Origin of the sequence: Actinosynnema sp. NPDC020468 (assembly GCF_040642015.1) — a bacterium.
GTDB lineage: Bacteria > Actinomycetota > Actinomycetes > Mycobacteriales > Pseudonocardiaceae > Actinosynnema.
In genome coordinates this window covers 233769-258224 of the sequence record NZ_JBFAEO010000002.1, presented here as the reverse complement: position 1 = coordinate 258224, position 24456 = coordinate 233769, and the positions used below count along the sequence as shown (strand labels likewise).

Below are 24456 nucleotides of genomic sequence, written 5' to 3'. Positions count from 1 at the left end.
CTCTCCTTCGGTGGGTCTAGACGATCTCGGCGACCAGGGCGACGACCTGGCCGGGTGCCTCGATGCGGGCCAGCGTCGGCCGCAGCAGTGCCAGCACGGTGCGCGGGAACGGCGCGCGGAAGGTTTCCACGACCTCGCTGGACAGCGGGTCGAGCAGCTCGCCGATCACGGTGCCCTCGGCGACGACGGTGCCCAGCGCGGCCTCGCGCAGCAACGGCCGGTAGATGCCCGGGCGGGAGGTCGACAGCGGCACCTTGCCCACGCCCAGCGAGCCGGGCTCGTCGGGCAGGTCGGCCTCGGTCAGCACGCCCGCCTTGCCCAGCGCCCGGCGCAGGCCGCGGGTGACGGTCGCGGCGCGGTCCTCCTCGAACTCGCCGCGGCCGCCCATCTCGATCCACACCGCGACGGCGCCCTGCGCCCGGGCGTGGCCGGTGAGGCTGGACGCGCGGTCCGGCCCGTCCATGATCACCGGGGTGCCCATCCACTCGGCGACGTGCTCGCTGCCGGGGAACCGGTAGGTGAAGCAGTTGATGTTCCAGCTGCCGCCGCCGTGCACGTCCAGCACGACGTCGGCGCCGTCCACGGCGTGCTCGGCGAGCACCGCGGCCAGGCGCTGGGTGTGCGAGCCCGCCGGATCGCCGGGGAACGAGCCGTTCAGGTCGAGCAGGTCGAGGTGGGTCTGCCTGGCGTCGGCCTCGGTGGCGAGCGGGTGCGCGACGGGCACGACCCGCAGCGTGCCGGTCAACTCCTCCAACCGCACGTCGGCGAGCAGTCGGTTGATCGCCAGCGTGCCCCACGGGCCCTCGTCACCGTGCACGCTCGCCACGAGCAGCCCGACGGGGCCGCCCTCACCGACCGTCCCGATCCGGACGTCGACGGTGCCGTAGGCCAGCGACGAGGTGACCGGGTGATCGGTCCACACGATCGACTCGGCGAGTGTCGGCATATTCGCGCTCCCTGCTGTCCATTGCGCTTCGCATTCGGTGCGCGGATTCTGTGCAGAGCGGCGCGGAGAACACAAGACAGAGGTTCGACAAAGCGTCGATTAGGTTTGCTTAACGGCCATCTGCCCAGTTCAGACCCCCTTTAGCAGAGCTTAACGCCGGGCTGCACCGATTGTTGCTTGTCAGCTCGGTGACACCCCTGTTCACTCTGGTGATCCGCGGTCCACCCTCACCGTCGAGAAGATGTGGATGCACAGCATGAATCGAAGAAAGATTTCCGGCGTGGTCGCCGCCGCGCTGGTCCTGTCCGCGTGTTCCGGCGGCGCGCCGGAGGGCGGTGACACCGGCAACCAGGTGCGCGGCGAGGCCAACACCGTCAACGCCGGCACCGCCAAGCAGGGCGGCACGATCACCTACGTCCTGGAACGCAACATCCTCGACTGGAACCCGCTGGGCGCCGACATCGGCGTCGCGACCCAGCTGGTCGCCGACGTGTACGACCCGGGCGCGTTCACCACGCTGCCCGATCTCAAGACCATCGAGCTGAACAAGGACCTCCTGGTCAGCGCCGAGCAGACCGGCACGTCACCGCAGACGCTGGTCTACAAGATCAACCCGAAGGCCGTGTGGAACGACGGCACGCCGATCACGGTCGCCGACTTCGACTACGTGTGGCGGGCGTCCAACCCCAAGGCGTGCCCGAAGTGCGAGCCCGCCTCCACGATGGGCTACGACGGCATCTCCTCGCTGGTCGGCACCGACGACGGCCGCACCGTCACCGTCACGTTCGACAAGCCGTTCGGCGACTGGAAGTCGCTGTTCGGCCCGATCCTCCCGGCGCACGTGGCCAAGAAGCTCGGCGACGACGGCACCCCGGAGGGCCTGGCCAAGTCGTTCAACGACGGCTTCCGCTACAAGGACTCGTTCCCGGACTGGTCGGGCGGCCCGTACATCTTCAAGTCGTGGACGACCAACCAGGCCGCGACCCTGGTGCCGAACCCGAAGTGGTGGGGCAAGCCCGCGACGCTGGACAGCCTGGTGTTCCGGGTCATCACCGACACCACGCAGGAAGTGCCCGCGTTGCAGAACAACGAGGTCCAGATCATCAACCCGGACCCGCAGGTCGACCTGCTGCGCAACGTGCAGGCGCTCGGCGACGTGAAGTACCAGCTGGTCTCGGGGCTGCGCAAGCAGATGATCCTGCCGAACCTGAACAACCCGGCCATGCAGGACCCGGCGCTGCGCAAGGCGCTCTACACCGCGTTCGACGTGAACCAGACCATCGGCAAGACGGTCGGCCAGTTCTCCTCCGACGCGAAGCCGCTGCGCAACCGGATCTACGTGCCGCAGCAGCCGGAGTACAAGGACAACCTCGGCACGCTGGGCACCGGTGACGTGGAGAAGGCCAAGAAGATCCTCACCGACGCCGGGTACAAGGTCGACGGCGGCAAGCTGGTCGACCCCAAGGGCGCACCGGTGCCGGCGCTGACCATGCGCTACATCCAGAACAACCAGATCCTGCAAACCGTGTGCCAGTTGTTCTCCGACACGGCCAAGCAGCTGGGCGTGACGATCGACGTGCAGACCACGGACTCGATCGGCGCGACCGTGACCCACCAGGCGGGCAAGGACTTCGACCTGTTCGCCATGGGCTGGATCGGCCAGACGTTCGTCGCCTCGCAGTACTCCCAGGCGTTCATGACCAAGGCGGGCCTGAACTTCGGCGGCTACTCGAGCCCCGTCGTCGACGACCTGCTGACCAAGGCGCTGGGCGCGACCGACGAGTCGAAGGCCGCCGAGTACCTCAACGGGGTGGACGCGCAGCTCACCGAGGACGCCTACATCCTGCCGCTCTACCAGGTGCCGGACCTGTTGGCGTACAAGGCGAACCTGGTCAACGTCCGGGCCAACGGCACCTACTACGGGCCGCCCTACAACGGTGGCGAGTGGGGCATCGCCGGATGAGGCCGCACGGCGCGGACGCCCTGGGGGGTGGGACGTCCGCGCCGTGCCAGGGGAAGGTGGGTTAGCCATGGTGGCCTACGTGCTGCGGCGGTTGCTGCACACGATCCCGATCGTGCTCGTCGGCTCGTTCATCACGTTCGTGATGGTCAGCGCGTCCGGCGACCCGCTCGGTGACCTGAAGGCGAAGCAACCGCCGGTGTCGCAGGCGATCCTGGACGCCGAGGCGCACCGGATGCGGCTCGACCAGCCGGTGCTGGAGCGCTACTGGCACTGGTTGACCGGGATCCTGTCCGGTGACTGGGGCCCGTCGGTGAAGAAGATCGACATCGGCGCGGAGATCTGGCCGCGGCTGCTGGTGTCGGTGCGGCTGGTGGTGCTGGCCGTGCTGCTGGCGCTGCTGCTCGCGCTGGTGATCGGCGTGGTGAGCGCGGTGAAGCGGTACTCGGCGGTGGACTACCTGTTCACGTTCGTCGGCTTCCTGCTGCTGTCGATGCCGGCGTTCTGGTTCGCGATCCTGTTGAAGCAGCAGGCGATCAACGTCAACCAGGCCACCGGCACCACGCTCGTCTACACCGTCGGCGACGCGTCGATCCCGCCGCCGACCGGGTTCTGGCCCACCGTGCTGGACGTGCTCGGGCACATCGTGCTCCCGACGATCGTGCTGGCGATGACGTCGTTCGCGCCGTGGAGCCGGTTCGTGCGGTCCTCGATGATCGAGGTGCAGCAGAGCGACTACGTGCGGTTGGCCCGGGCGAAGGGGCTCAAGCGGCGGACGGTGCTCGTGCGGCACGCGCTGCGGACCGCGCTCGTGCCGCTGACCACGGTGGTCGCGCTGGACCTCGCGGTGCTGTTCTCCGGGGCGGTGATCACCGAGACGGTGTTCCAGTGGCGCGGCATGGGCTCGTTCCTGCTGACCTCGGTGCGGGACAAGGACATCTACGCGGTGATGGCGTGGCTGCTGCTGGTGTCGGTGATCGTGGTGTTCTTCAACCTCGTCGCCGACCTGCTCTACGCCGTGCTGGACAGGAGGATCCGCCTTGGTTGACCTCGGGCAGACGACCGCCGTGCCGAGCGCGGACGGCGAGGTGTCGGTGGCGACGCCGCGGTGGCGGCTGGTGGTGGGCCGGTTCCTGCGGCACCGGCTGGCGACCGCGAGCCTGGTGGTGTTCGTGCTGCTGGTGCTGCTGGCGTTCGTCGGCGGCGCGCTGTGGCACTACCAGTACGACGTGTTCACCCCGGACAACTCGCACCCGCCGTCGGCGAAGCACCCGTTCGGCACCGACGCCACCGGGTACGACCTGCTGGCCCAGGTGCTGCGCGGCACGCAGCGGTCGATCGAGATCGCGCTGTTCGTCGCGGCCGTGTCGGGCGTGTTCGGCAGCGTGTGGGGCGCGGTGGCCGGGTTGCACGGCGGCAAGGTCGACACGCTGATGATGCGGATCGCCGACCTGGTGCTGATCTTCCCGGCGATCGCGGTGGCCGCCGTGCTGGCGAACAACGTGGGCGCGACCGACCAGGGCTGGCTGCTGATCGGGTTGGTGCTGGCCGCGTTGACCTGGCCGTACGTGGCCCGGTTGGTGCGCGGGCTGGTGCTGTCGTTGCGCGAGCGGGAGTTCATCGCCGCCGCGCGCACGTTCGGCGCGGGCTCGTGGCGGATCATCTTCCGGCACGTGCTGCCCAACGCGATGGGCACGATCATCGTGGCGGTGACGATCATCGTCGCGGTCGCGATCCTGGCCGAGACGGCGCTGTCGTTCATCGGGTTCGGCGTGCGACCGCCGGACACCTCGCTCGGCCTGCTGGTCAGCCAGAACCAGACCGCGGTGTCCACCCGGCCGTGGCTGTTCTACTTCCCCGGGCTGTTCATCGTGGTCATCGCCCTGAGCATCAACTTCATCGGCGACGGGCTGCGGGACGCCTTCGACAACACCAGGTCACGGAGCAGGCGATGACGACAGCCACCACCGCGGAGGTGCTCGGCATCCGCGACCTCACCGTGGAGTTCCCCGACGAGCGCGGTCGGGTGACCGCGGTGCGCGGGGTGTCCTGGTCGCTGCGCGCGGGCGAGGTGCTGGGCGTGGTCGGCGAGTCCGGCTGCGGCAAGTCGGCGACCGCGCTGGCCGTGATGGGCCTGCTGCCGACCGGCGCGCGGGTCGGCGGGTCGGTCCGGTTCCGCGACCGCGAGCTGGTCGGGTTGTCCGACGACGAGATGGCGTCGGTGCGCGGCCGCTCGGTGGCGATGGTGTTCCAGGACCCACTGTCCGCGCTGAACCCGGTGTACTCGGTGGGGTTCCAGGTCGCCGAGGCGGTGCGGGCGCACCACCCCGGGTTGAGCCGGGAGGACGCGACCGAGCGCGCGGTGCGGCTGCTGGAACTCGTCGGGATCCCCAACGCGCGGGACCGGATCGCGGACTACCCGCACGAGTTCTCCGGCGGCATGCGGCAGCGGGTGGTGATCGCGATCGCGATGGCCGACGACCCGGACGTGATCATCGCCGACGAGCCGACGACCGCGCTCGACGTGACGATCCAGGCCCAGGTGCTCGACGCGCTGCGCACCGCCCGCGAGGAGACCGGCGCGGCGACCATGCTCATCACGCACGACCTCGGCGTGGTCGCCGGGCACGCGGACCGCGTGGTGGTGATGTACGCCGGGAAGGTGGTCGAGTCCGGCACCGTCGAGGAGGTCTTCTACCAGCCCCGGATGCCCTACACGCTGGGGCTGCTGGGCAGCCTGCCCCGGTTGGACGCCCGCGAGGACGCCCGGCTGACCCCGATCGCGGGCACCCCGCCGGCGCTGGACCAGCCGGTCGTCGGGTGCGCGTTCGCGCCGCGCTGCCCGTTGGCGCGCGAGGTGTGCCTGACCGAGGAGCCCGCGTTGACGGCCGTCGACGGCGAGCACCTGGCGGCGTGCCACTTCAGCGCGGAGCTGGTCGGCCGCCGGCCGCAGGACGTGTTCCCGCCGCGCGCCGCGCCACCGCCGCCGGACGCGCCGATCGCCGGGCAGGCGACGCCGATCGTGGTCGCGTCGGGGCTGGTGAAGCACTACAAGGTGCGCGGCTCCGGGTTGTTCCGGCGGGACCGGGGCGAGTTGCACGCGGTGTGCGACGTGTCGTTCGACCTGTCGGCGGGCGAAACCCTGGGGTTGGTCGGCGAGTCCGGCTCGGGCAAGTCGACCATCGCGAAGTTGTTGATGTCGCTGGAGAAGCCGACCGGCGGCGTGGTGCGGCTGGACGGCGAGCCACTGGGCGGGCGGCGGCACGCGCGCGACCTCCAGATCGTCTTCCAGGACCCGATGAACTCGCTCGACCCCCGGATGACGGCGGCCGACCTGGTCGCGGAACCGTTGCGGATCAACGGGATGGGCCGGAGGGAGGCCCGGGCGCGGTCGCTGGAGCTGCTGGCCTCGGTGGGGTTGTCCGGCGCGCGGTCGGAGCGGTACCCGCACGAGTTCTCCGGTGGTCAGCGGCAGCGGATCGGGATCGCCCGGGCGTTGGCGCTGCGACCGCGGGTGCTGGTGCTGGACGAGCCGGTGTCGGCGCTGGACGTGTCGGTGCAGGCGGACGTGATCAACCTGCTGGAGGACCTGCGGGACTCGCTGGGGCTCGCGTACCTGTTCATCGCGCACGACCTGTCGGTGGTGCGGCACATCGCGGACCGGGTGGCGGTGCTGTACCTGGGCCGGGTGGTGGAGACCGGTGGCCGCGACGAGGTGTTCGACCACCCGGAACACCCGTACACCAAGGCTTTGGTCTCGGCCGTGCCGCTGCCGGACCCGCGCAAGGAACGGGCCCGCGAGCGCGTCCTGCTGACCGGCGACGTGCCGAGCCCGGTGGACCCGCCCTCGGGCTGCCGCTTCCGCACCCGCTGCCCGAAGTTCCTGGGCGAGCTGACCGACGCGCAACGCACCCGCTGCGCCTCCGAAACCCCCGCCCTGGTCGCCGACGGCCTGACCCACCCGGTGGCGTGCCACTGGGCCGGACCCCGCTCATGACCGCCCACTCCCCCGACGCCGAGTCGCGCGACGCGGCCCTCACTCCCGGCCGGACCCGGTGCGACCGCGACGCCCGCCGACCGCCGGGAAACCACCTGGTCCGCACCTCGCCCGGGAGCCGGACGTGAGCGGGCGGGTCGCGGGGAAGGTCGCGGTGGTGACCGGCGCGGCGCGGGGTGTCGGGCGGGCGTGCGCGTTGCGGCTCGCGGAGGAGGGCGCGGACCTGGTGCTGCTGGACATCGGCGTGGTGACCCGGATGGCGACCGTGCCCGACGACCTCGCCACCGCCGACGACCTCTACCAGGTCGCGGAGCGGGCGCGGGCGCTCGGGCGGGAGGTGGTGTCGCGGTTCGTGGACGTGCGGGACGGCGACGCGTTGCGGGCCGCCGTGCAGGCCGGCGTGGCGGCGCTCGGGTCGGTCGACATCGCGGTGCCGGCCGCCGGGGTGCGGTCGCGCGGCGGCGCCTGGACGATGCCGGAGGCCCAGTGGCGCGCCATGATCGAGGTGAACCTGACCGGGGTGTGGCAGACCGCGAAGGCGGTGGCGCCGGTCATGGTCGGGCAGGGGGCGGGTTCCATCGTGTTCATCGGGTCGGCGCTGGCGCACGCGCCGGTCGCCGGGTACGCGCACCTGGCCGCCGCCAAGCACGGCGTCGCCGGGCTCGTCCGGTCGTTCGCGCTGGAACTCGCGGGCACGGGGGTGCGCGCCAACAGCGTCGACCCCGGTCCGCTCGACGACACCGGCGTGGCCGACGTGGCCAACGCCGTGCTCTACCTGGCCTCCGACGAGGCACGCGGTGTGACCGGATCGTCCATTGTGGTCGGTTCGGCGTGAAGACGACCGAGGGAGACACCGACATGGCGGCAAGCCGTCATTCCGTCGAATCACGGCGGGTGCTGCGGACGCACCTGCCGGAGCGGGCGGACACGCTCGGCACGTCCGTGCGCGAGGCGGACCTGGGGCTGCGGTTGGACGGGGCCGGGCACGGCCTGCTGGACACCACGCACTTCGACACGGTCCGCTTCCCGCCGCCGGACTGGGCGCTGCCCGCGTTCACCGCCGCCGCGCAGGACGGCGACCTCGCCTACACCGGCTACCGCGGCAACGCGGACGTGCGGGCCACCGTGGCCCGGTCGGTGTCCGCGCTGCTGGGCGTGGACGTGGACCCGGACCGGAACATCGCGGTGACGACCGGCACCCAGGGCGGGCTGTTCGCGACGTTGAGCGCGCTCGTGGACTACGGCGACGTGGTCGCGCTGGCCGACCCGGAGTACCTGTTCGTGGAACGGATGCTGCGGTTCCTCGGCGCGCGGGTGGTGCGGATCGGCATGGTCGAGGACCCCGCCGGGCCGCAGCTCGACCTGGCCGCGCTGGAGGTCGCCGCGCGCGAGGGCGTCAAGCTGGTGCTGACCTCGAACCCGAACAACCCGACCGGCACCGTGTACACCCCGGCGACCGTGCGCGGGTTGGCCGACCTGGCCGTGCGGCACGACTTCCTGGTGGTCGTGGACGAGCTGTACTGCCGGCTGGTCTACGACGGCGTCCCGTTCACCCACCTCGCGGCCGAGCCCGGGATGGCGGAGCGGACGGTGACCCTGCTCGGCGGGTCGAAGACCGAGTCGCTGAGCGGGTACCGGGTCGGGGTGGCGGTCGGACCGGGTCCGGTGGTGGACGCGATCGAGCAGGTGATGGCGATCTCGTGCCTGCGCGCGCCCGCGTACTCCCAGCACGTGCTGACCCGGTGGCTGGTGGACGACGTGGAGTTCGTGCGCGAGCGGGTCGGCGAGCTGCGCGCGTTGCGGGAGCTGACACTGGAGAGGTTGCGCCGCGTGGACGGGCTGGTGGTGCGTCCCGGTTCGGGGACCGCCTACCTGTGGCCGGACGTGTCGGCGCTGGGGTTGACCGACGTGGAGGTGGCGCGGTTGTTGCAGACCGAGGCGGGGGTGGTCGTGAGCCCGGGATACCAGTTCGGCCCGTCCGGGCACGGGCGGTTCCGGGTGTGCTACGCCCGGGACGAGGGGTTGTGGAGCGCGGCGCTGGACCGGGTGGTGGGCGCGTTGAACGGCGCGGCGAAGGCGGTGGCCTCGTGACGAAGGTGATCATCTGCTCGCCGTTGGAGCCGGAGCACGTGGCGCGGATCGCGGCCGTGGACCCGCGGGTGGAGGTGCTGTACGAGCCGGAGCTGCTGCCCGTGTCGCGGTACGAGGGCGACCACGTCGGCGTGCTGCCGGAGCTGACCGAGGCGCAACGGCGGCGCTGGTTCGAGCTGACGTCCTCGGCCGAGGTGGCGTTCGACTTCGACCGCCGCGCGCCCGCCGAGGTGAACGAGAACTTCCCGCTGCTGCGCTGGGTCCAGGGCACGAGCGCCGGCCTGGGCAAGCTCACCGACCGCTTCCCGCTCGACCTGGACGAGGTCGTGGTGACCACGGCGGCGGGGGTGCACGCGGTGCCGCTGGCCGAGTTCGTGCTGACCGGGTTGCTGCACTTCGTCAAGGACGTGCCGCAGCTCAGGCGCTGGCAGGCCGAGCACCGGTGGACCCGCTACACCTCGCGCACCCTGTCGGGTCAACGGGTGCTGGTGGTCGGGTTGGGCGCGGTCGGCAAGCACACCGCCCACGTGCTGGCCGGGCTCGGCGTCGAGGTGGTCGGCGCGGTGCGCCCCGGAGGCACCTCGGGCGCGCCCGGTGTGGCGGAGGTGGTCGGGTTCGACGCGATCGGCTCCGTGCTGCCGACCGTGGACGCGGTCGTGCTGGCCTGTCCCCTCACCCCGCAGACCGAGGGCCTGATCGGGGCGGCCGAACTGGCCGCGCTGAAGCCGCACGCCGTGCTGGTGAACATCGCGCGCGGCCAGGTGGTGGACGAGCAGGCCCTGATCACCGCGCTGTCCACGGGCGCGCTGCGCGGCGCGGTGCTGGACGTGGCGACGGTCGAACCCCTGCCCGTCGACTCGCCGCTGTGGGACCTGGAGAACGTGGTGGTGTCGCCGCACTCGGCGTCGACGGCGGCGAACGAGAACGCGCTCATCACCGACCTGTTCTGCGCCAACCTCCGGCGTTGGCTCGACGGCGAGGAGCTCCACAACCGCTACCGCCCGGACCTGGGGTACTAGGAGGACCCGGGTCGGTCGCGCCTCACGCGCCCGGTGCGACCGACCCGCCTCCGCCCCGACGCACGATCCAGCGCCAGGAGGCGAGCAGCATCAGCAGTTGGGCGGCTCCGCCGACGAGGAACGGCGTCCGCAGGTCGAAGTAGTGGGCGAGCGCGCCGCCGAACAGCGCGCCCAGGGGCGCGGTGCCGGTGCCCAGCAGCAGGTACACCCCGTTGACCCGACCCAGGACCCGGGCCGGCACGGTCGCCTGGCGGAACGCGACGGTCAGCGACACGTGGGTCACCGAGCCCGCGCCCATCAGCAGGAACAGCACGCCGACCGCGACCACGTCCGTCGTCAGGCCGACGAGCAGGCACGCGCCGGCCGCGACGCCCAGGCCGGCCAGGGCGGTGGGGAACGTGCCGAAGCGGCCGGCGAGACGGGCGGCCTGGGTGCCGCCCAGCAGTGCGCCCAGTGCGCTGACCACCAGGAACAGGCCGTAGGCGCCCAGCGGCACGCCCACCCGGTCGACCAGGTAGAGCACCGTCACCACGGTGGCGGCGCAGCCGAAGAAGACGACCGCGCCCAGCATCACCGCCAGCACGGTGAGCAGCCGGTCGTCCCGCAGGTGCCGGACGCCCTCCCGGAGCATCGCGGACCAGCCCGGGTGGTCGGTGTCGGTCGGCTCCGGCGGCACGACCGTGCGCAGGGACGCCATCAGCACCACGCCGACCGCGAAGCTCGCCGCGTCGACCAGGAACGGCAGCGCGACCGCGGCCGCGAACAGCACGCCACCGCACAACTGGCCGACGGTGTCCCGGAAGACGGTCTGGGCGGCGAACAGCCGACCCGCGCCCGCCGCCAGGCGCGAGGGGTGCACCACCTGCGGCAGGATCGACTGCGAGGTGACCGCGAACAGCACCTCGCCGACCCCGAGCAGCAGCGTGATCACGCCCACCACGGCCAGGTTCGCCACGCCCGTCCACACCGCGACGCCGAGCGCGCCGACCAGCAGGAACCGGGCGACGTCCACCCAGACCAGTACGAGCTTGCGCGGCCAGCGGTCCGCCGCGACGCCCGCCAGCGGCGAGATCAGCATGGGCAGCGTGCCCGCCACCGTCACCGCGGCCAGCAGCAGCGGCTCGCGGGTGTAGGACAGCACGAGCAGGGGCAGCGCGGTCAGCCGCACGCCGTCGCCGAGCGAGGAGAGCGCGGACGCCGTCCACAGCCGGCGGTAGCCGCCCCACCCGCCCGCGCCGAACACCACCTCGGACCGCCGGGTCCGCTCGCCCATCCGGACTCCCCCGCTCGGCGACGGCGTGCGCCCACGCCCGTCCGCGACGGGCGCACGCCGAGGACTGCTACCGACCCTCGGTCGCCCGGATCAGGCTCGCGGGCCGCAGGTCGGTCCAGTGCTCCTCCACGTAGTCGAGGCAGGACTGGCGGCTCTCCGGCCCGTGCACGCCGCGCCAGCCGGCCGGCACCTCCACGAAGGTCGGCCAGAGCGAGTGCTGGTTCTCGTCGTTGACCAGCACCAGGAACGTGCCGTTCTCGTCGTCGAAGGGGTTCGTCATCGGGTTCCCACTCTCCTCGGTCGGGTTGTCACAGCAGGGTCGAGAGGTACGCGCCGTACTGGCGCATGGCCGCGGGTTCGAGCATCACGGCGTGCCGGCAGTCGACCGGGAACACGTGCACCTCGCCGGTCACGTGCCGCCGCCAGCTCTCCGGCCGCAGCACCTCGAGCCGTTCGTCCTCGGCGACCACCAGGTGCAGGTCGCCGTCGAAGACGTCGGGCTCGTGGCGTTCGGCCACCGCGCGGTTGACCATCATGTTGTCCATGATCACCTCGAAGAACCCGGCCGGCGGCAGCGCGTCGACCAGGCCCTGCGCGTCGGCGGCGCGCCACACCTCGTCGTAGGTCAGGCGACCGATGTCCGGCGGCAGCACGATCCCGTTGTTCCGCACGTACTCCTCCAGCACGCTCTCGGCGAGCGTGGCGCGGTCGACCTCGGGCGCGTCCACGAACCGGTGGACGTAGGCGTCGAGCAGGACCAGCCGTTCCACGACGCACCCCCTGGCCCGCAGCGTCGCCGCGATCTGGTGCGCGACGACACCGCCGAACGACCAGCCGAGCAGCCGGTACGGCCCCTCGGGCTGGAAGGCCCGCACCAGGTCGGCGTAGTGCTCGGCCATCTCCTTCACCGACCGCACGGGCGTCCCGCTGTCGTCCGGGATCTGCCGGATCGCGACGATCGGGCAGCCCAGGTGCTCGCCGAGGCCCCGGTAGCGCCACCCCATGCCGCCACCGGGGTGCACGCAGAACAACGGCGTGCCGACGCCGTCGCGGACCACCGCGAGCGGTTCGACGGCGGGCAGTTCGACCCCGTCCGCGCCGGTGTCCACGACCCGGGCCAGCCGCGCGACCGTCGACGCCTCGAACAGGATGCGCACCGACACGTCCACGTCGAACGTCCGCTGCACGGCCGCGATCGCGCGCATCACCAGCAGCGAGTGGCCGCCCAGGTCGAAGAAGTCGTCGTCCACCCCGACCCGCTCGACGCCGAGCACCTCGGCGAAGATCCCGGCCAGGGCCTCCTCCACCGGGGTCGACGGCGGTCGGTAACCGGTGTCGGAGACCAGTTCCGGCGCGGGCAGCGCGGCCCGGTCGAGCTTGCCCTGGACGGTCAGCGGGAGGTGGCCGAGCACCACCACGGCGCTCGGCACCATGAACGCGGGCAGCCGGTCCGCCGCGTGCTGCCGCACGTCCGCCGCCAACTCCGCGGCACGCGGGTGGTTCGCGTACCGCGCCGGCGAGTCGAGCCCGGCGTGCCGGAACACGCCGGTCGGCGCGCGACCGTCGGCCGGGTCGTGGAACACCGCGTCCACGCACCCCGTCGTCGCCGACCAGGTCACGGCGGCGGCCAGGCCGTGCCGCTCGGCCAGGACGTGCAGGTGCTCGGGCAGCAGACCCTCGTCCGGCGCCGCGGCCTCCACCGGCAGGCCGGCCCGGATCCGCGCGGCCGCGGCGACCTCGTCGGTCAACCCGCCGTGCGGAACGCCCGTGACGCGCAGCGGCCGGCCGTTCCGATCCCGCACCAGGTCTTCCAGCCGGGTGGCGGAGTCGAACGCGACGGTGTCCACATCGGACAGATCGCGGGTGTCGGCCGGAGCCTTGTGCAGCACCACGTCGTACCGGTACCGGGTCAGCTCGTTGACCGCGTACCCGCGTTTGAGCCGCACGTCCACCCCGGTGACCCCGGGCAGGTCCCGGGCCAGCGCGGGGAAGTACTCCGGCGCCAGCACCAACTCCCGCTCGGTCGCGACCACCCGGCGCACCCGGTCGCGGATCACCCCGGGTTCGGCCGACGGGTCCCGTGCCACCTGCACGGCGGTCGCGAACTCCTCCAGCAGGGCGAGGTTGCGCACGTCGCCGACGAACACCGCGCCGCCCGGCGCGAGCAGCCGCACCGCCTGGTCCAGCACCCGGCGCAGGTAAGCCTGGTCCGGGAAGTACTGCGCGACCGAGTTCACCACCACCGTGTCGAAGTACTCCTCCGGCAGCCCGGTCACGTCGGTGGCCTCGGCCGCCCGCAACCGGACCCGGTCCGCCCACGGCACGCCGGACGCGGTCAGCCGCGCGCCGAGCTTCGCCACCGTGACCGCCGACAGGTCCGTGCCCCAGTACTCCTCCGCCTCCGGCGCCAGTCGGGTCAGCAGCAGGCCCGAGCCGACGCCGATCTCCAGCACCCGCCGGGGTTCCAGCGCCAGCACGCGCGCCACCGTGGCCGCCTGCCACTCCCGCATCTCCCCGACCGGGATCGGCTCGCCGGTGTAGCTGCTGTCCCACCCGCCGAAGTCGGCGTCGAGGGCGGCCTCACCGGGGCTCGAGTACAGGTCGTCGTACACCCGGCGCCACTGCTCGACCAGCTCGGTCGAGCCGGCCGCGTCCGGCGCCACGTCGGCGGGCACCACGTAGGCGACCAGTCGCGGGTCGCCCGCCCGGTCCTCGCGGGCGACGACGGCGGCGTGCGCGACCAGCGGGTGGTCGGCCACCACGGCCTCGATCTCGGCCGGTTCGATCCGGTAGCCGCGCACCTTCACCTGGTCGTCGGCCCGACCGACGTACTCCAGCTCGCCGGAGCGGTTCCAGCGCACCAGGTCGCCGGTCCGGTACAGCCGACCGCCGCCGAACGGGTCGGCCACGAACCGGGACGCGGTCAGCCCGGGTCGACCCCGGTACCCGAGCGCCACGCCGCCGCCGGACACGTACAGCTCGCCGACGACGCCGACCGGGACCCGCGCCAACCGCTCGTCCAGCACGAAGAACGCGAGCGAGGGCAGCGGCCCGCCCACCGGGCTCACGCCGGAGGCGGCGTCCGCTCCGGTCAGTTCCCGGAACGACGCGTGCACCGTGGTCTCGGTGATCCCGTACAGGTTCAGCAACCGGGGCGCGCCGTCGGTCAGCCAGGGCGCGACCTGGCGCGGGTCGAGCGCCTCGCCGCCGAACACCACGTCCTCGACGTGCCAGCGCGGGCCGCCGGGTTCCCGGGCCACCGCCGAGAGCACCCCGAACGCCGACGGCGTCTGGCTCAGCACGGTGACCCGCTCGGTCACCAGCAGCTCGTGGAACTCCCGGGTCGAGCGCGCCACGTCGTCCGGCACCACGACCAGCCGGCCGCCGTGCAGCAGCGCGCCCCACAGCTCCCACACCGAGAAGTCGAACGCGAACGAGTGGAACAGCGACCACACCCGCTGATCGCCCTCGCGCTCGTAGTCGAACCGGTCCGCCAGGGCGGCGAACAGGCCGACCACGTTGGTGTGCGGCACCACCACGCCCTTCGGGGTGCCGGTCGTGCCCGAGGTGTAGATCAGGTACGCCGCCGAGCGCGGGTCCGGGAACGGCACCTCGGCGGGCTCCGCCGCGGCCAGGCGGGGATCGGCGACGTCGACCACCTCGACGGCGGACTCCGGGAGCAGCGCCCGCAACCGGATCGCGTTGTCCTGGCTCGTGATCACCGCCGCCGGCGCCGCGTCCGCGAGCACGAACGCGATCCGGTCGTCGGGGTAGGCCGGGTCGACGGGCACGTACGCCGCGCCCGCCTTGAGCACCGCCACGATCGCGGTCACCGCGTCCGCGCCGCGCGGCAGCAGCAGCGCGACCCGGTCGCCGGGCGACACGCCGGACCCGACCAGGAGCGCCGCCACCCGACCGGCGTCCGCGTCCAGCTCGCGGTAGGTGCGCGACCGCCCGTCGAACACCACCGCGACCGCGTCCGGGTTCGCCTCGACCCGGCGCGCGAACAGCTCCGGGATCGACACCGGCTCGACCCGGGTTTCGGCCGCCCGGTTGCCGACCACGTCCAACCACCGCTGTTCCCGTTCGTCCAGCAGCACGAGCGAGCCCACGGTGGCGTCCGGGTTCGCGACCGCCTGCGTCAGCACGGCGCGCAGCCGACCGGTGAGCGCCTCGACGGTGGCCCGGTCGAACAGGTCGACCGCGTACTCCACGTACCCCGCCCACGCGGTCCGGTCGGCGGTATCGGCGATGTTGAAGAACAGGTCGAACCGGGAGGTGCCGGTCCAGGCCTCCAGCGCGGTCATCCGCAACCCGCCGGACGCCAGGTCCGCGTTCGCGGTGTTCTGGAACGCCAGCGCCACCTGGAACAGCGGATGGTGCGTCGCCGAGCGCACCGGGTCGAGCTGCTCGACCAGCACCTCGAACGGGATGTCCTGGTGCGCGTACGCGCCGAGCGCCCGGGTGCGGACCTGGTCGAGCACCTGCGCGACGGTGGCCGAGCCGGACACGGAGGTGCGGAACACGAGCGTGTTGACGAAGAACCCGACCAGCTCGTCCAACGCCTCGTCGGCCCGGCCCGCGATCGGCGACCCGATCACCACGTCCTCGCCCGCGCCCGACCGGTGCAGCACGACCGCGAGCGCCGCGTGCAGCACCATGGACACCGTCGCGCCCGCGCTCCGGGCCAGCCGCTCGACCCCGCGGCGCAGCTCGGCGTCGAGGGTGAAACCACTGGTGTCACCGCGATTCGTGGCCGACGACGTGGGCGGCCGGTCGGTGGGCAGCGGCACGCGCTGGGGCAACCCCGCGAGCTCCGCGCGCCAGTAGTCGAGCTGGGCGGTGAGCGCGCTGGCCGGGTCGTCCGCCGAGCCGAGCCACTCCCGTTGCCACAGCGCGTAATCCGCGTACTGCACCGGCAGCGGCGCCCAGTCCGGGGCCCGGCCCGCCGACCGCGCCAGGTAGGCGGTGGTCAGGTCGTCGATCAACGGTGCCCACGACCAGCCGTCGCCCGCGATGTGGTGCACCAGCAGCACCAGCACGGGGTCGCCGGCGCCCCGGTCGAGCAGGCGGGCGCGCACCGGGATGTCCGCGCCCAGGTCGAACCGGTGGCGGACGGCCGCGGTCACCTCGGCGTCGAGCCGCTCGTCCGACCAGTCCGCCGCCGCGACCACACCCCACACCTCGGCGCACTCCGCCGGCGCCGCCACGCGCTGCCGCGGCACGCCGTCGACCTCCGGGTACACCGTGCGCAACGCCTCGTGCCGGGTCAGCAGGTCGGTGAAGGCCGCGCCGAGGGCGGCGTGGTCCACCGGGCCCTCGAGTCGCAGCACCAGCGGCATGTTGTAGGTCGCGGACGGCCCTTCCAGCCGGTGCAGGAACCACAACCTGTTCTGCGCGAACGACAACGGCAGCACGTCCGGTCGGGCGCGCGGGCGCAGCGGCGGTCGGGTCGTGCGGTCCGCCGACGCGATCACGGTCGCGAGCCGCGCCACCGTCGGCGCGCCGAACAGTTGGCGCACCGTGACGTCCACGCCGAACGCGCGGTGGATGCCCGCGATCACCCGCATCGCGAGCAGCGAGTGCCCGCCCAGGTCGAAGAAGTCGTCGTCGGCGCCGACCCGCTCGGCGCCCAGGGTGTGCGCGAAGATCCCGGCCAGGGTGTCCTCGGTCGGGGTCGACGGCGGTCGGTGGCCCGTCGACCGCGGCGACCTGGCTTCGACCTCGTGGCGCACGGGCGCGAACTCGTCGCCCAGGTCGAGCGCGCCGACCGGGACGTCCGGGTTGTCGATCACCTGCCGCAGCACGCGGAGCACGCACTCGCCCAGCCGGCGCGCCGTCGCGGCGTCGAACACGTCCGCGCGGTACTCGACGGTGCCCGCGACGCCGCCCTCGCCGGCCGTCTCGACCAGGTTGAACGTCAGGTCCACCCGCGCGGCGCCGGTGTCCACCGGCACGGTCCGCGCCTCGACTCCCGCCAGGTCGTAGTCGGTCGAGCCGGCCGTGGTCTGCCACGCCACCATCACCTGCACGAGCGGGTGGTGGGTCAGCGAGCGGGTGGTGGCGAGCCGGTCCACCAGCACCTCGAACGGCACGTCCTGGTGCGCGTACGCGCCGAGCGCCGCCTCCTTGACCCGGGCCACCACCCGGGCCGCGGTCTCGTCGGCGACCACCCTGGTCCGGATCACCAGGGTGTTGACGAACGACCCGACCAGGTCGTGCAGCGCGGTGTCGGGCCGGCCCGCGATCGGGGTGCCGATCGCCACGTCGTCCCGGCCGCCGACCTTGGCCAGCACGATCGCGACCGCCGCCTGCACCAGCATGAACACCGTGGCGTCGTGCGCGCGGGCGGCGTCCCGCACTCCGCGCGTCGCCTCCGGCGGCCAGGCCAGGTCGAGCAGCCCGCCACCGTGGTCGGCGACGATCGGGTACGGCCGGTCGACGGGCAGGTCGACCCGCGGCGGCACCCCGTCCAGCTCGACCCGCCAGTGCTCGAGCTGGCGCGCGATCTCGCTGTCCGGGTCGTCCGGCGAGCCGAGCCACTCCCGTTGCCACAGCGCGTAATCCGCGTACTGCACGGGCAGCGGCGCCCAGTCCGGCTCCCGGTCGCGGACACGGGCCGCGTAGGCGGTGGCGAGGTCGCGCAGCAGCGGTGCCCAGGACCAGCCGTCGCCCGCGATGTGGTGCACCAGCAGCACCAGAACCGAGTCACCCGGCCCGGCCCGGAACAGCCGGAACCGCGCCGGGATCTCGGCGGCGAGGTCGAACTCGTACCGGGCCGCGTCCTCGACGGCCGCGTCGAGCTCGGCCGCCGACCAGCCCGCCGCGTCGACCGCGGCCCAGGCCGCCCCGGTGGCCGGCACGACCTGTTGGAACGGCACGCCGTCCGCGTCCGGGAACACCGTGCGCAACGCCTCGTGCCGGGTCAGCAGGTCGGTCACGGCCGCACCGAGCGCCTCGGCGTCCACCTCACCGGTCAACCGCAGCACCAGCGGCATGTTGTAGGTCGCGGACAAGCCCTCCAGCCGGTGCAGGAACCACAACCTGTTCTGCGCGAACGACAACGGCACCACGTCCGGTCGCGGCGACGGTTCCAGCGGCGGTCGCCGACTCGCGCCCGCGCCGGCCGTCACGATCGCCGCCACGCCCGCCGCCGTCGGCGCGCCGAACAGCTCCCGCACGGACACGTCGACGCCGAACGCGCGGTGCACCCCGGCCAACACCCGCATCGCGACCAGCGAATGCCCGCCCAGGTCGAAGAAATCGTCGTCCATGCCCACCCGGTCGAGGCCGAGCACCCGGGCGAAGATGCCCGCCACGACCTCCTCGGCCGGTGACGACGGCGCGCGGTGGCCGCGGCCCGCGAGCAGGTCCGGCGCGGGCAGCGCCGCGCGGTCGAGCTTCCCGTTGGCCGTCACCGGGAAGCGGTCGAGCAGCACCACCGCGGCGGGCACCAGGTGCGCGGGCAGCCGCTCCCCGGCGTGCCGGCGCACCTCGGCGGCGTCCACCGGCCCGGCCGCGACCACGTACCCGACCAGGTGCCTGCCGCCGGCACCGTCCTCCCGCGCGACGACCGCCGCCCGGGCGACCGACGGGTGTGCGGTCAGCGCGGCCTCGACCTCGGCCGGTTCGACGCGGTGGCCGCGGATTTTGACCTGGTCGTCGGCGCGACCGACGTAGGTCAGCTCGCCGAAGCGGTTCCACCGCACCAGGTCGCCGGTCCGGTACACCCGACCACCGCCGAACGGCGAGGCCACGAACCGCGCCGCCGTCTCACCCGGCCGGCCGCGATAACCCCGCGCCACACCGTGACCACCGATGTACAGCTCGCCGACCACGCCGATCGGCACCCGGGCCAACTGCTCGTCCAGCACCAGCAGCACCGCGCCCGGCACCGGTGACCCGATCGACGGCGTGCCGGAGCCCGCGCGCAACGGCGCGCTGATCGTCGCGTCGACGGTGGCCTCCGTCGGCCCGTACACGTTCACCATGATCCGGTCCGGCGCCCAGCGGTCGACCAGGTCCGCCGGGCAGACCTCGCCGCCGACGATCACCGTGACGGGACCGACGTCCTCGGGAGCCAGTTCGGCCAGCGCGGACGGCGTGATCGGCAGGTGGGTGACGCGTTCGCGCCGGATCAACGCGGTCAGCTCCGCTCCCGGCAGGACCTGCTCCGGGGTGGGGATCACCGCGGCGGCGCCGGTCAGCAGCGCGGACCACAGGTTCTGCGCGGAGGCGTCGAACACCAGCGGGGCGAACTGGAGGATCCGGCTGTCCTCGGTGAGGTCCGCCCGGGTCGCCAGCCCGTGGACCAGGTCGGCGATGCCGGCGTGGGTCACCGCGACGCCCTTCGGCGTCCCGGTGGTGCCGGAGGTGTAGCTCACGTACGCGAGCAGGCGGGGGTCCGGGTGCGGCGGGACGGTCGGCGTCGCCGCGTCGGGCGCCGGGTCCGCGAGGTCCACCACGACCACGTCGGCCAGCGCGCGCGCCCGGTCCACGTCGGTGGTGAGCACGGCGGTCGCGCCCGAGTCGCGGAGCACGAACCCGACGCGGTGGTCGGGGTGGCCCGGGTCCAGCGGCACGTAGGCCGCGCCGACCTTGAGCACCGCCAGGATCGCGATCACCGCGTCCGCGCCGCGGGGCAGCAGCAGCGCCACCGCGTCACCGGTCCGCACCCCGCGGTCGAGCAGGACGCCGGCCAGGCGGTCCGAGGCGTCGCGCAGGTCGGCGTAGGTCCAGGACCGGTCGGCGAACACGACCGCGGTGCGGTCCGGGCCCTGGGCGACCCGGTCCGCGAACAGGTCCGGGATCGACCGCGCGCCCGCCGACTCCCGGCTGCCGAAGGCGTTGAGGCGCGACGACTCCAGCTCGTCGGGCCGGTCGAGCGCGCCGACCGGCCGACCCGGGTCGGCGAGCATCCGGGTGAGCACGTGCCGGACCCGGTCCACCACCAACCGGATCGTCGCCGCGTCGAACACGTCGGTGCGGTACTCCACGAAGCCGTCGATCCCGGCCGGGCGTCCGGCGTCGGTGAGCCGCTCCAGCAGGTTCACCGACAGGTCCATCCGCGCCGCGCCGGTGTCGACGGGGAGCGGGACGGCGGTCAGGCCCGGCAGGCCGTGGTCGACCTCGGCGTTGTTCTGCCAGGCCAGCATGACCTGCACGACGGGGTGGTGGGTCAGCGACCGGCGCACCGCGAGGTGTTCCACCAGCACCTCGAACGGCACGTCCTGGTGCGCGTACGCGGCCAGCGCGCGCGTCTTCACCTGGTCCAGCAACTCCGCCACCGTCTCGGCGCCCGACACGGTCGTCCGCAGCACCACGGTGTTGACGAAGAACCCGACCACGTCGTCGAGCGCGGCGTCGGTCCGGCCGGCCACCGGCACGCCCACGGCCACGTCGCGGGTGCCGGCGAACCGGGCCAGCACGACCGCGAGTGCCGCCTGCACCAGCATGAACACCGTCAGGCCGTGCGCGCGGGCGGCGTCGTGCAGGCGCTGCTGGAGGTCCGCGGGCCAGGAGACCGCGACCCGGTCGCCGCGGTGGTCCGCGACCGCCGGGTACGGCCGGTCGGTCGGCAGCTCCAGCCGCGGCGGCAACCCGGCCAGCTCCGCGCGCCAGAAAGCCAGCTGGGAGGCCAGTTCGCCGCCCGGCGCGTCGAGGTCGCCGAGCCAGGACCGTTGCCACAGCGCGTAGTCCGCGTACTGCACCGGCAGCGGGGCCTGGTCGGGTGCCGCGCCACGGCGACGCGCGGCGTAGGCGGTCGCCAGGTCCCTCAGCAGGGGCGCCCACGACCAGCCGTCGCCCGCGATGTGGTGCACCAGCACCACCAGCACCGACTCCGCCGGGCCGACCCGGAACAACCGCACCCGCACCGGCGCCTCGGACACCAGGTCGACCACGTGCCTGGCCGCGGCGGCGACCTCCGCGTCGAGCCGTTCCGGTGCCCACCGGGCCGCGTCGACCACCTCCCACACCGGTCCCCAGCCGCCCACCGGCAGCACCCGCTGCCGCGGCACGCCGTCGACCTCCGGGAACACCGTGCGCAACGCCTCGTGCCGGGTCAGCACGTCCGCGACGGCCGCGCCCAGCGCCGGTTCGTCGGGCACGCCGGTCAGCCGCAGCACGAGCGGCATGTTGTAGGTGGCCGTGCGGCCTTCCAACCGGTGCAGGAACCACAACCTGTTCTGCGCGAAGGAGAGCGGCACGACGTCCGGGCGCGGCACCGGCACGAGCTCCGGCCGGCTGCTCGGGGTCCGGGTGTCGACCGCGGCCGCCAACCCGGCGACCGTCGGCGTCTCGAACAGCCGGCGGACCGTGAGGTCGACGCCGAGGTCGCGGTGCACGGCCGCGATCACCCGCATCGCGAGCAGCGAGTGCCCGCCCAGGTCGAAGAAGTTGTCGTCCACGCCGACCCGGTCGACGCCCAGCACCCGGGCGAAGGTCGCGGCGACGGTCCGCTCGGCCGCCGTCGTGGGCGCGCGGTAGTCGTGCTCCGACACCGGTTCCGGCGCGGGCAGCGCGTCGCGGTCCAGCTTCCCGTTGGCGGTCAACGGGAAGCGGTCGACCACCACGACGCCGGGCACCATGAACCCGGGCAGCCGCTCGGCCGCGTGCCGGCGCACCGCCGCCGCCACCGTCGCGGCCTGCGGGAAGTTCGCGTACCGCGCCGCGGCCTCCAGCGGTCCGGCCGGCACGAACACCCCGGTCGGCACCGCGTCGGCCGCCTCGGGCGGGAGCAGCACCGCGTCCATCCGCCCGGGCCGGGCCGACCAGGTCACGACGGCGGTGCGCCCGGTTCGGGCGGCGAGCCGGTGGACGTCCTCGGGCAGCAGGCCGTCCTCGCCGGGCCGCAACCCGGCGTGCGGGACACCGGTGACCCGGAGCGCGCCGGGACGGGCGCGCACGGCCGCGTCGAGCTGGTCCGCGGTGTCGAACACGACGGTGTCGGCCTCGGCGGTCGACCAGGTGCGGGTCGGCGCCTTGTGCAGCACCACGTCGTACCGGTAGCGGGTCAGCTCGTTGACCGCCGTGCCGCGCTTGAGCCGGATGTCGACCGCGCCGATGCCCGGGATCTCCCGGCCCAGCGCCGCGAAGTACTCCGGCGCCAGCAGCAGCTCCTGTTCGGTGGCCACCGCGCGGCGCACCCGGTCGCGCAGGGTGGTGACGTCGGGGTCGCGGGCCAGCTGCACCGCGGTGGTGAACTCCTCCAGCAGCACGAGGTTCCGCACGTCGCCGACGAACACCGACCCGCCCGGCGCGAGCAACCGCACCACCTGGTCGAGCACCCGGCGCAGGTAGCCCTCACCCGGGAAGTACTGCACCACCGAGTTGAGGACGACGGTGTCGAAGTACCCCTCCGGCAGCACCCTCGCGTCGACGGCCTCGGCCACCCGCAACCGCACCCGGTCCGCCCACGGCGCGCCCGACCGCGCGAGCCGGTCGCGCAGGTTCGCCACCGTCACCGGGGAGAGGTCGGTGGCCCGGTACTCCTCGACCTCCGGGGCGATCCGCGCGAGCAGCAATCCGGACCCGACGCCGATCTCCAGCACCCGCCGGGGTTTGAGCGCCAGCACACGCGCCACCGTGGCCGCCTGCCACTCCCGCATCTCCCCGACCGGGATCGGCTCGCCGGTGTAGCTGCTGTCCCACCCGCCGAAGTCCTCGCCCAACCCGGAGCCGTCGGGGTCCTCGACGCCCGACTGGAGGTCGTCGTAGACCTGGCGCCACTGGTTCACCAGGTCGTCCGCCCCGCCCCGGACCTCGCCGCTCGAGTCGACCGGGATCACGTACCCGACGAGGCGCCGATCACCCGGTCGGTCCTCCCGGGCCACGACCGTCGCCCGCGCTACTCCCGGGTGCCCGGTCAGCACGGCCTCGATCTCGGCCGGCTCGACCCGGTAGCCGCGGATCTTGAGCTGGTCGTCGGCCCGACCGAGGAACTCCAGCTCGCCGGACCGGTTCCAGCGCACCAGGTCACCGGTCCGGTACAGCCGACCGCCGTCGAACGGCGACGCCACGAACCGGGTGGCCGTCAACCCGGCCCGGCCCCAATACCCTCGCGCCACACCACGTCCGCCGATGTACAGCTCGCCGGGAACCCCGATCGGCACCCGCGCCAACCGGTCGTCCAGGACGAACAGCGCCGCGCCCGCCACCGGCGACCCGATCGGCGCGATCCCGGTGCCCGCGCGCAGCGCCTCGCTCATCGCGGCGTCCACGGTGGCCTCGGTCGGGCCGTAGGCGTTGACCAGCACCCGGCCCGGCGCCCACCGGTCGACCAGCGCGGGCGGGCAGGTGTCGCCCGCGACGACCAGCGTGCCGACCGACTCCCAGCCGGCCGGGTCGAGCGCCTCCAGCACGGCCGGGGTCACGTCGGCGTACGACACCCGGTGGCGCGCGACGAGTTCGGTCAACGCGGGACCGGGCATGGCCTCCGCGTCGCTCGGCACGACGGCGGTCGCGCCGGCGGCCAGCGCGGTCCAGAGGTTCTTCACCGACGCGTCGAAGGTCGTCGGGGCGAACTGGAGGACCCGGCTGTCGTGGTCGACGGCCGACCGGCGTGCCGGGGTCGTGACGAGATCGGCGATCCCGGCGTGGGTGACCGCCACGCCCTTCGGCGTCCCGGTCGTGCCGGAGGTGTAGATCAGGTACGCCAGGTCGCGCGGGTCCGGGTAGGGCACCGACGCCGGCGGCAGAGCGTCGACGCGCGGGTCGTGGACGTCGAGCAACGCCACGTCACCCCGACGAACCCGGTCCAGGGTGGTCGCGGTGCCGAGGACCGCGACCGGGGTCGCGTCGCCCAGCACGAACGCCACCCGGTCGTCCGGGTAGGACGGATCGATCGGCACGTACGCGGCGCCTACCTTGAGCACCGCCAGGATCGCGACCACCGCGTCCACGCCGCGCGGCAGCAGCAGTGCCACCCGGTCGCCCCGCGCCACCCCGGCCTCGACCAGCGCGGTCGCGAGTCGGCCGGACGCCCCGTCCAGCCGGAGGTAGCTCCACACCTGCTCGCCGAACACCACGGCGGGCGCGTCGGGGCGGGCCGCGACCTGACGCGCGAACAACTCCGGCGCGGACGGGACCGGTGAGTCCTTTGTGGACAGCACGTCCCGGTGGCCGAAGCCGTCGAGCGCCCGGCTCTCGTCCGGGTCGAGCAGCGCCACC

The 24456-nt window shown here is 73.5% G+C and carries 11 protein-coding genes (1 of these 11 cut by a window edge); 7 read left to right on the top strand and 4 right to left on the bottom strand.

The annotated features are described in order from the left end of the window. Nucleotides 1-16 precede the first annotated feature (16 nt). Entirely contained in the window at nucleotides 17-946 is a 930-nt protein-coding gene (locus AB0G50_RS03190) for a M14 family metallopeptidase (RefSeq protein ID WP_360101662.1), read from the bottom strand. Between the two features lie 256 nt (nucleotides 947-1202). On the opposite strand from AB0G50_RS03190, the gene AB0G50_RS03185 reads away from it, so the two are divergent. The 7 genes from AB0G50_RS03185 to AB0G50_RS03155 all read left to right on the top strand — a co-directional run bounded on the left by AB0G50_RS03185 (nucleotide 1203) and on the right by AB0G50_RS03155 (nucleotide 10013). Beyond that, the gene (locus AB0G50_RS03185; protein ID WP_360101660.1) at nucleotides 1203-2909 is read left to right on the top strand and encodes an ABC transporter family substrate-binding protein; all 1707 of its coding nucleotides are present in this window, start codon (nucleotides 1203-1205) and stop codon (nucleotides 2907-2909) included. A gap of 67 nt (nucleotides 2910-2976) precedes the next feature. Further along, on the top strand, nucleotides 2977-3954 hold the full coding sequence (locus tag AB0G50_RS03180) for an ABC transporter permease (protein WP_360101658.1): 978 nt from the start codon (nucleotides 2977-2979) through the stop codon (nucleotides 3952-3954). 46 nt (nucleotides 3955-4000) lie between these two features. Next, complete coding sequence (locus AB0G50_RS03175) at nucleotides 4001-4861, top strand: ABC transporter permease (protein ID WP_360101848.1); 861 nt, start codon at nucleotides 4001-4003, stop codon at nucleotides 4859-4861. Next, nucleotides 4858-6903: an ABC transporter ATP-binding protein gene (locus AB0G50_RS03170; protein WP_360101656.1), complete on the top strand. Its 2046-nt coding sequence runs from the start codon at nucleotides 4858-4860 to the stop codon at nucleotides 6901-6903. The genes AB0G50_RS03175 and AB0G50_RS03170 overlap by 4 nt, the downstream gene beginning before the upstream one ends. A gap of 124 nt (nucleotides 6904-7027) precedes the next feature. Beyond that, complete coding sequence (locus tag AB0G50_RS03165; protein ID WP_360101654.1) at nucleotides 7028-7738, top strand: SDR family NAD(P)-dependent oxidoreductase; 711 nt, start codon at nucleotides 7028-7030, stop codon at nucleotides 7736-7738. A gap of 59 nt (nucleotides 7739-7797) precedes the next feature. Beyond that, nucleotides 7798-8994: an aminotransferase class I/II-fold pyridoxal phosphate-dependent enzyme gene (locus tag AB0G50_RS03160; protein WP_360101652.1), complete on the top strand. Its 1197-nt coding sequence runs from the start codon at nucleotides 7798-7800 to the stop codon at nucleotides 8992-8994. Further along, the gene (locus AB0G50_RS03155) at nucleotides 8991-10013 is read left to right on the top strand and encodes a D-2-hydroxyacid dehydrogenase (RefSeq protein WP_360101650.1); all 1023 of its coding nucleotides are present in this window, start codon (nucleotides 8991-8993) and stop codon (nucleotides 10011-10013) included. Before AB0G50_RS03160 ends, AB0G50_RS03155 begins: the two co-directional genes overlap by 4 nt. A gap of 22 nt (nucleotides 10014-10035) precedes the next feature. On the opposite strand, the gene AB0G50_RS03150 is transcribed toward AB0G50_RS03155, so the two are convergent. The 3 genes from AB0G50_RS03150 to AB0G50_RS03140 all read right to left on the bottom strand — a co-directional run. Further along, complete coding sequence (locus AB0G50_RS03150; protein ID WP_360101648.1) at nucleotides 10036-11286, bottom strand: MFS transporter; 1251 nt, start codon at nucleotides 11284-11286, stop codon at nucleotides 10036-10038. 67 nt (nucleotides 11287-11353) lie between these two features. Next, nucleotides 11354-11566 carry an MbtH family protein gene (locus tag AB0G50_RS03145; protein ID WP_360101646.1) on the bottom strand — a complete coding sequence of 71 codons (213 nt, stop codon included), beginning with the start codon at nucleotides 11564-11566 and terminating at the stop codon, nucleotides 11354-11356. A 28-nt stretch (nucleotides 11567-11594) separates the two neighbouring features. Beyond that, a protein-coding gene (locus tag AB0G50_RS03140; protein WP_360101644.1) for a non-ribosomal peptide synthase/polyketide synthase crosses the window boundary here: on the bottom strand, nucleotides 11595-24456 show its 3' portion. Its footprint extends 11894 nt past the window's final position; the window shows 12862 of its 24756 coding nt (coding positions 11895-24756); its start codon lies beyond the right edge, outside the window — the gene reads right to left on this strand; it ends in the stop codon at nucleotides 11595-11597.

Excerpts from the sequence above, each read along its gene's own strand:
- AB0G50_RS03190 (WP_360101662.1), bottom strand. The coding sequence starts at position 946 with ATGCCGACACTCGCCGAGTCGATCGTGTGGACCGATCACCCGGTCACC.
- AB0G50_RS03185 (WP_360101660.1), top strand. The coding sequence starts at position 1,203 with ATGAATCGAAGAAAGATTTCCGGCGTGGTCGCCGCCGCGCTGGTCCTG.
- AB0G50_RS03180 (WP_360101658.1), top strand. The coding sequence starts at position 2,977 with ATGGTGGCCTACGTGCTGCGGCGGTTGCTGCACACGATCCCGATCGTG.
- AB0G50_RS03170 (WP_360101656.1), top strand. The coding sequence starts at position 4,858 with ATGACGACAGCCACCACCGCGGAGGTGCTCGGCATCCGCGACCTCACC.
- AB0G50_RS03150 (WP_360101648.1), bottom strand. The coding sequence starts at position 11,286 with ATGGGCGAGCGGACCCGGCGGTCCGAGGTGGTGTTCGGCGCGGGCGGG.
- AB0G50_RS03145 (WP_360101646.1), bottom strand. The coding sequence starts at position 11,566 with ATGACGAACCCCTTCGACGACGAGAACGGCACGTTCCTGGTGCTGGTC.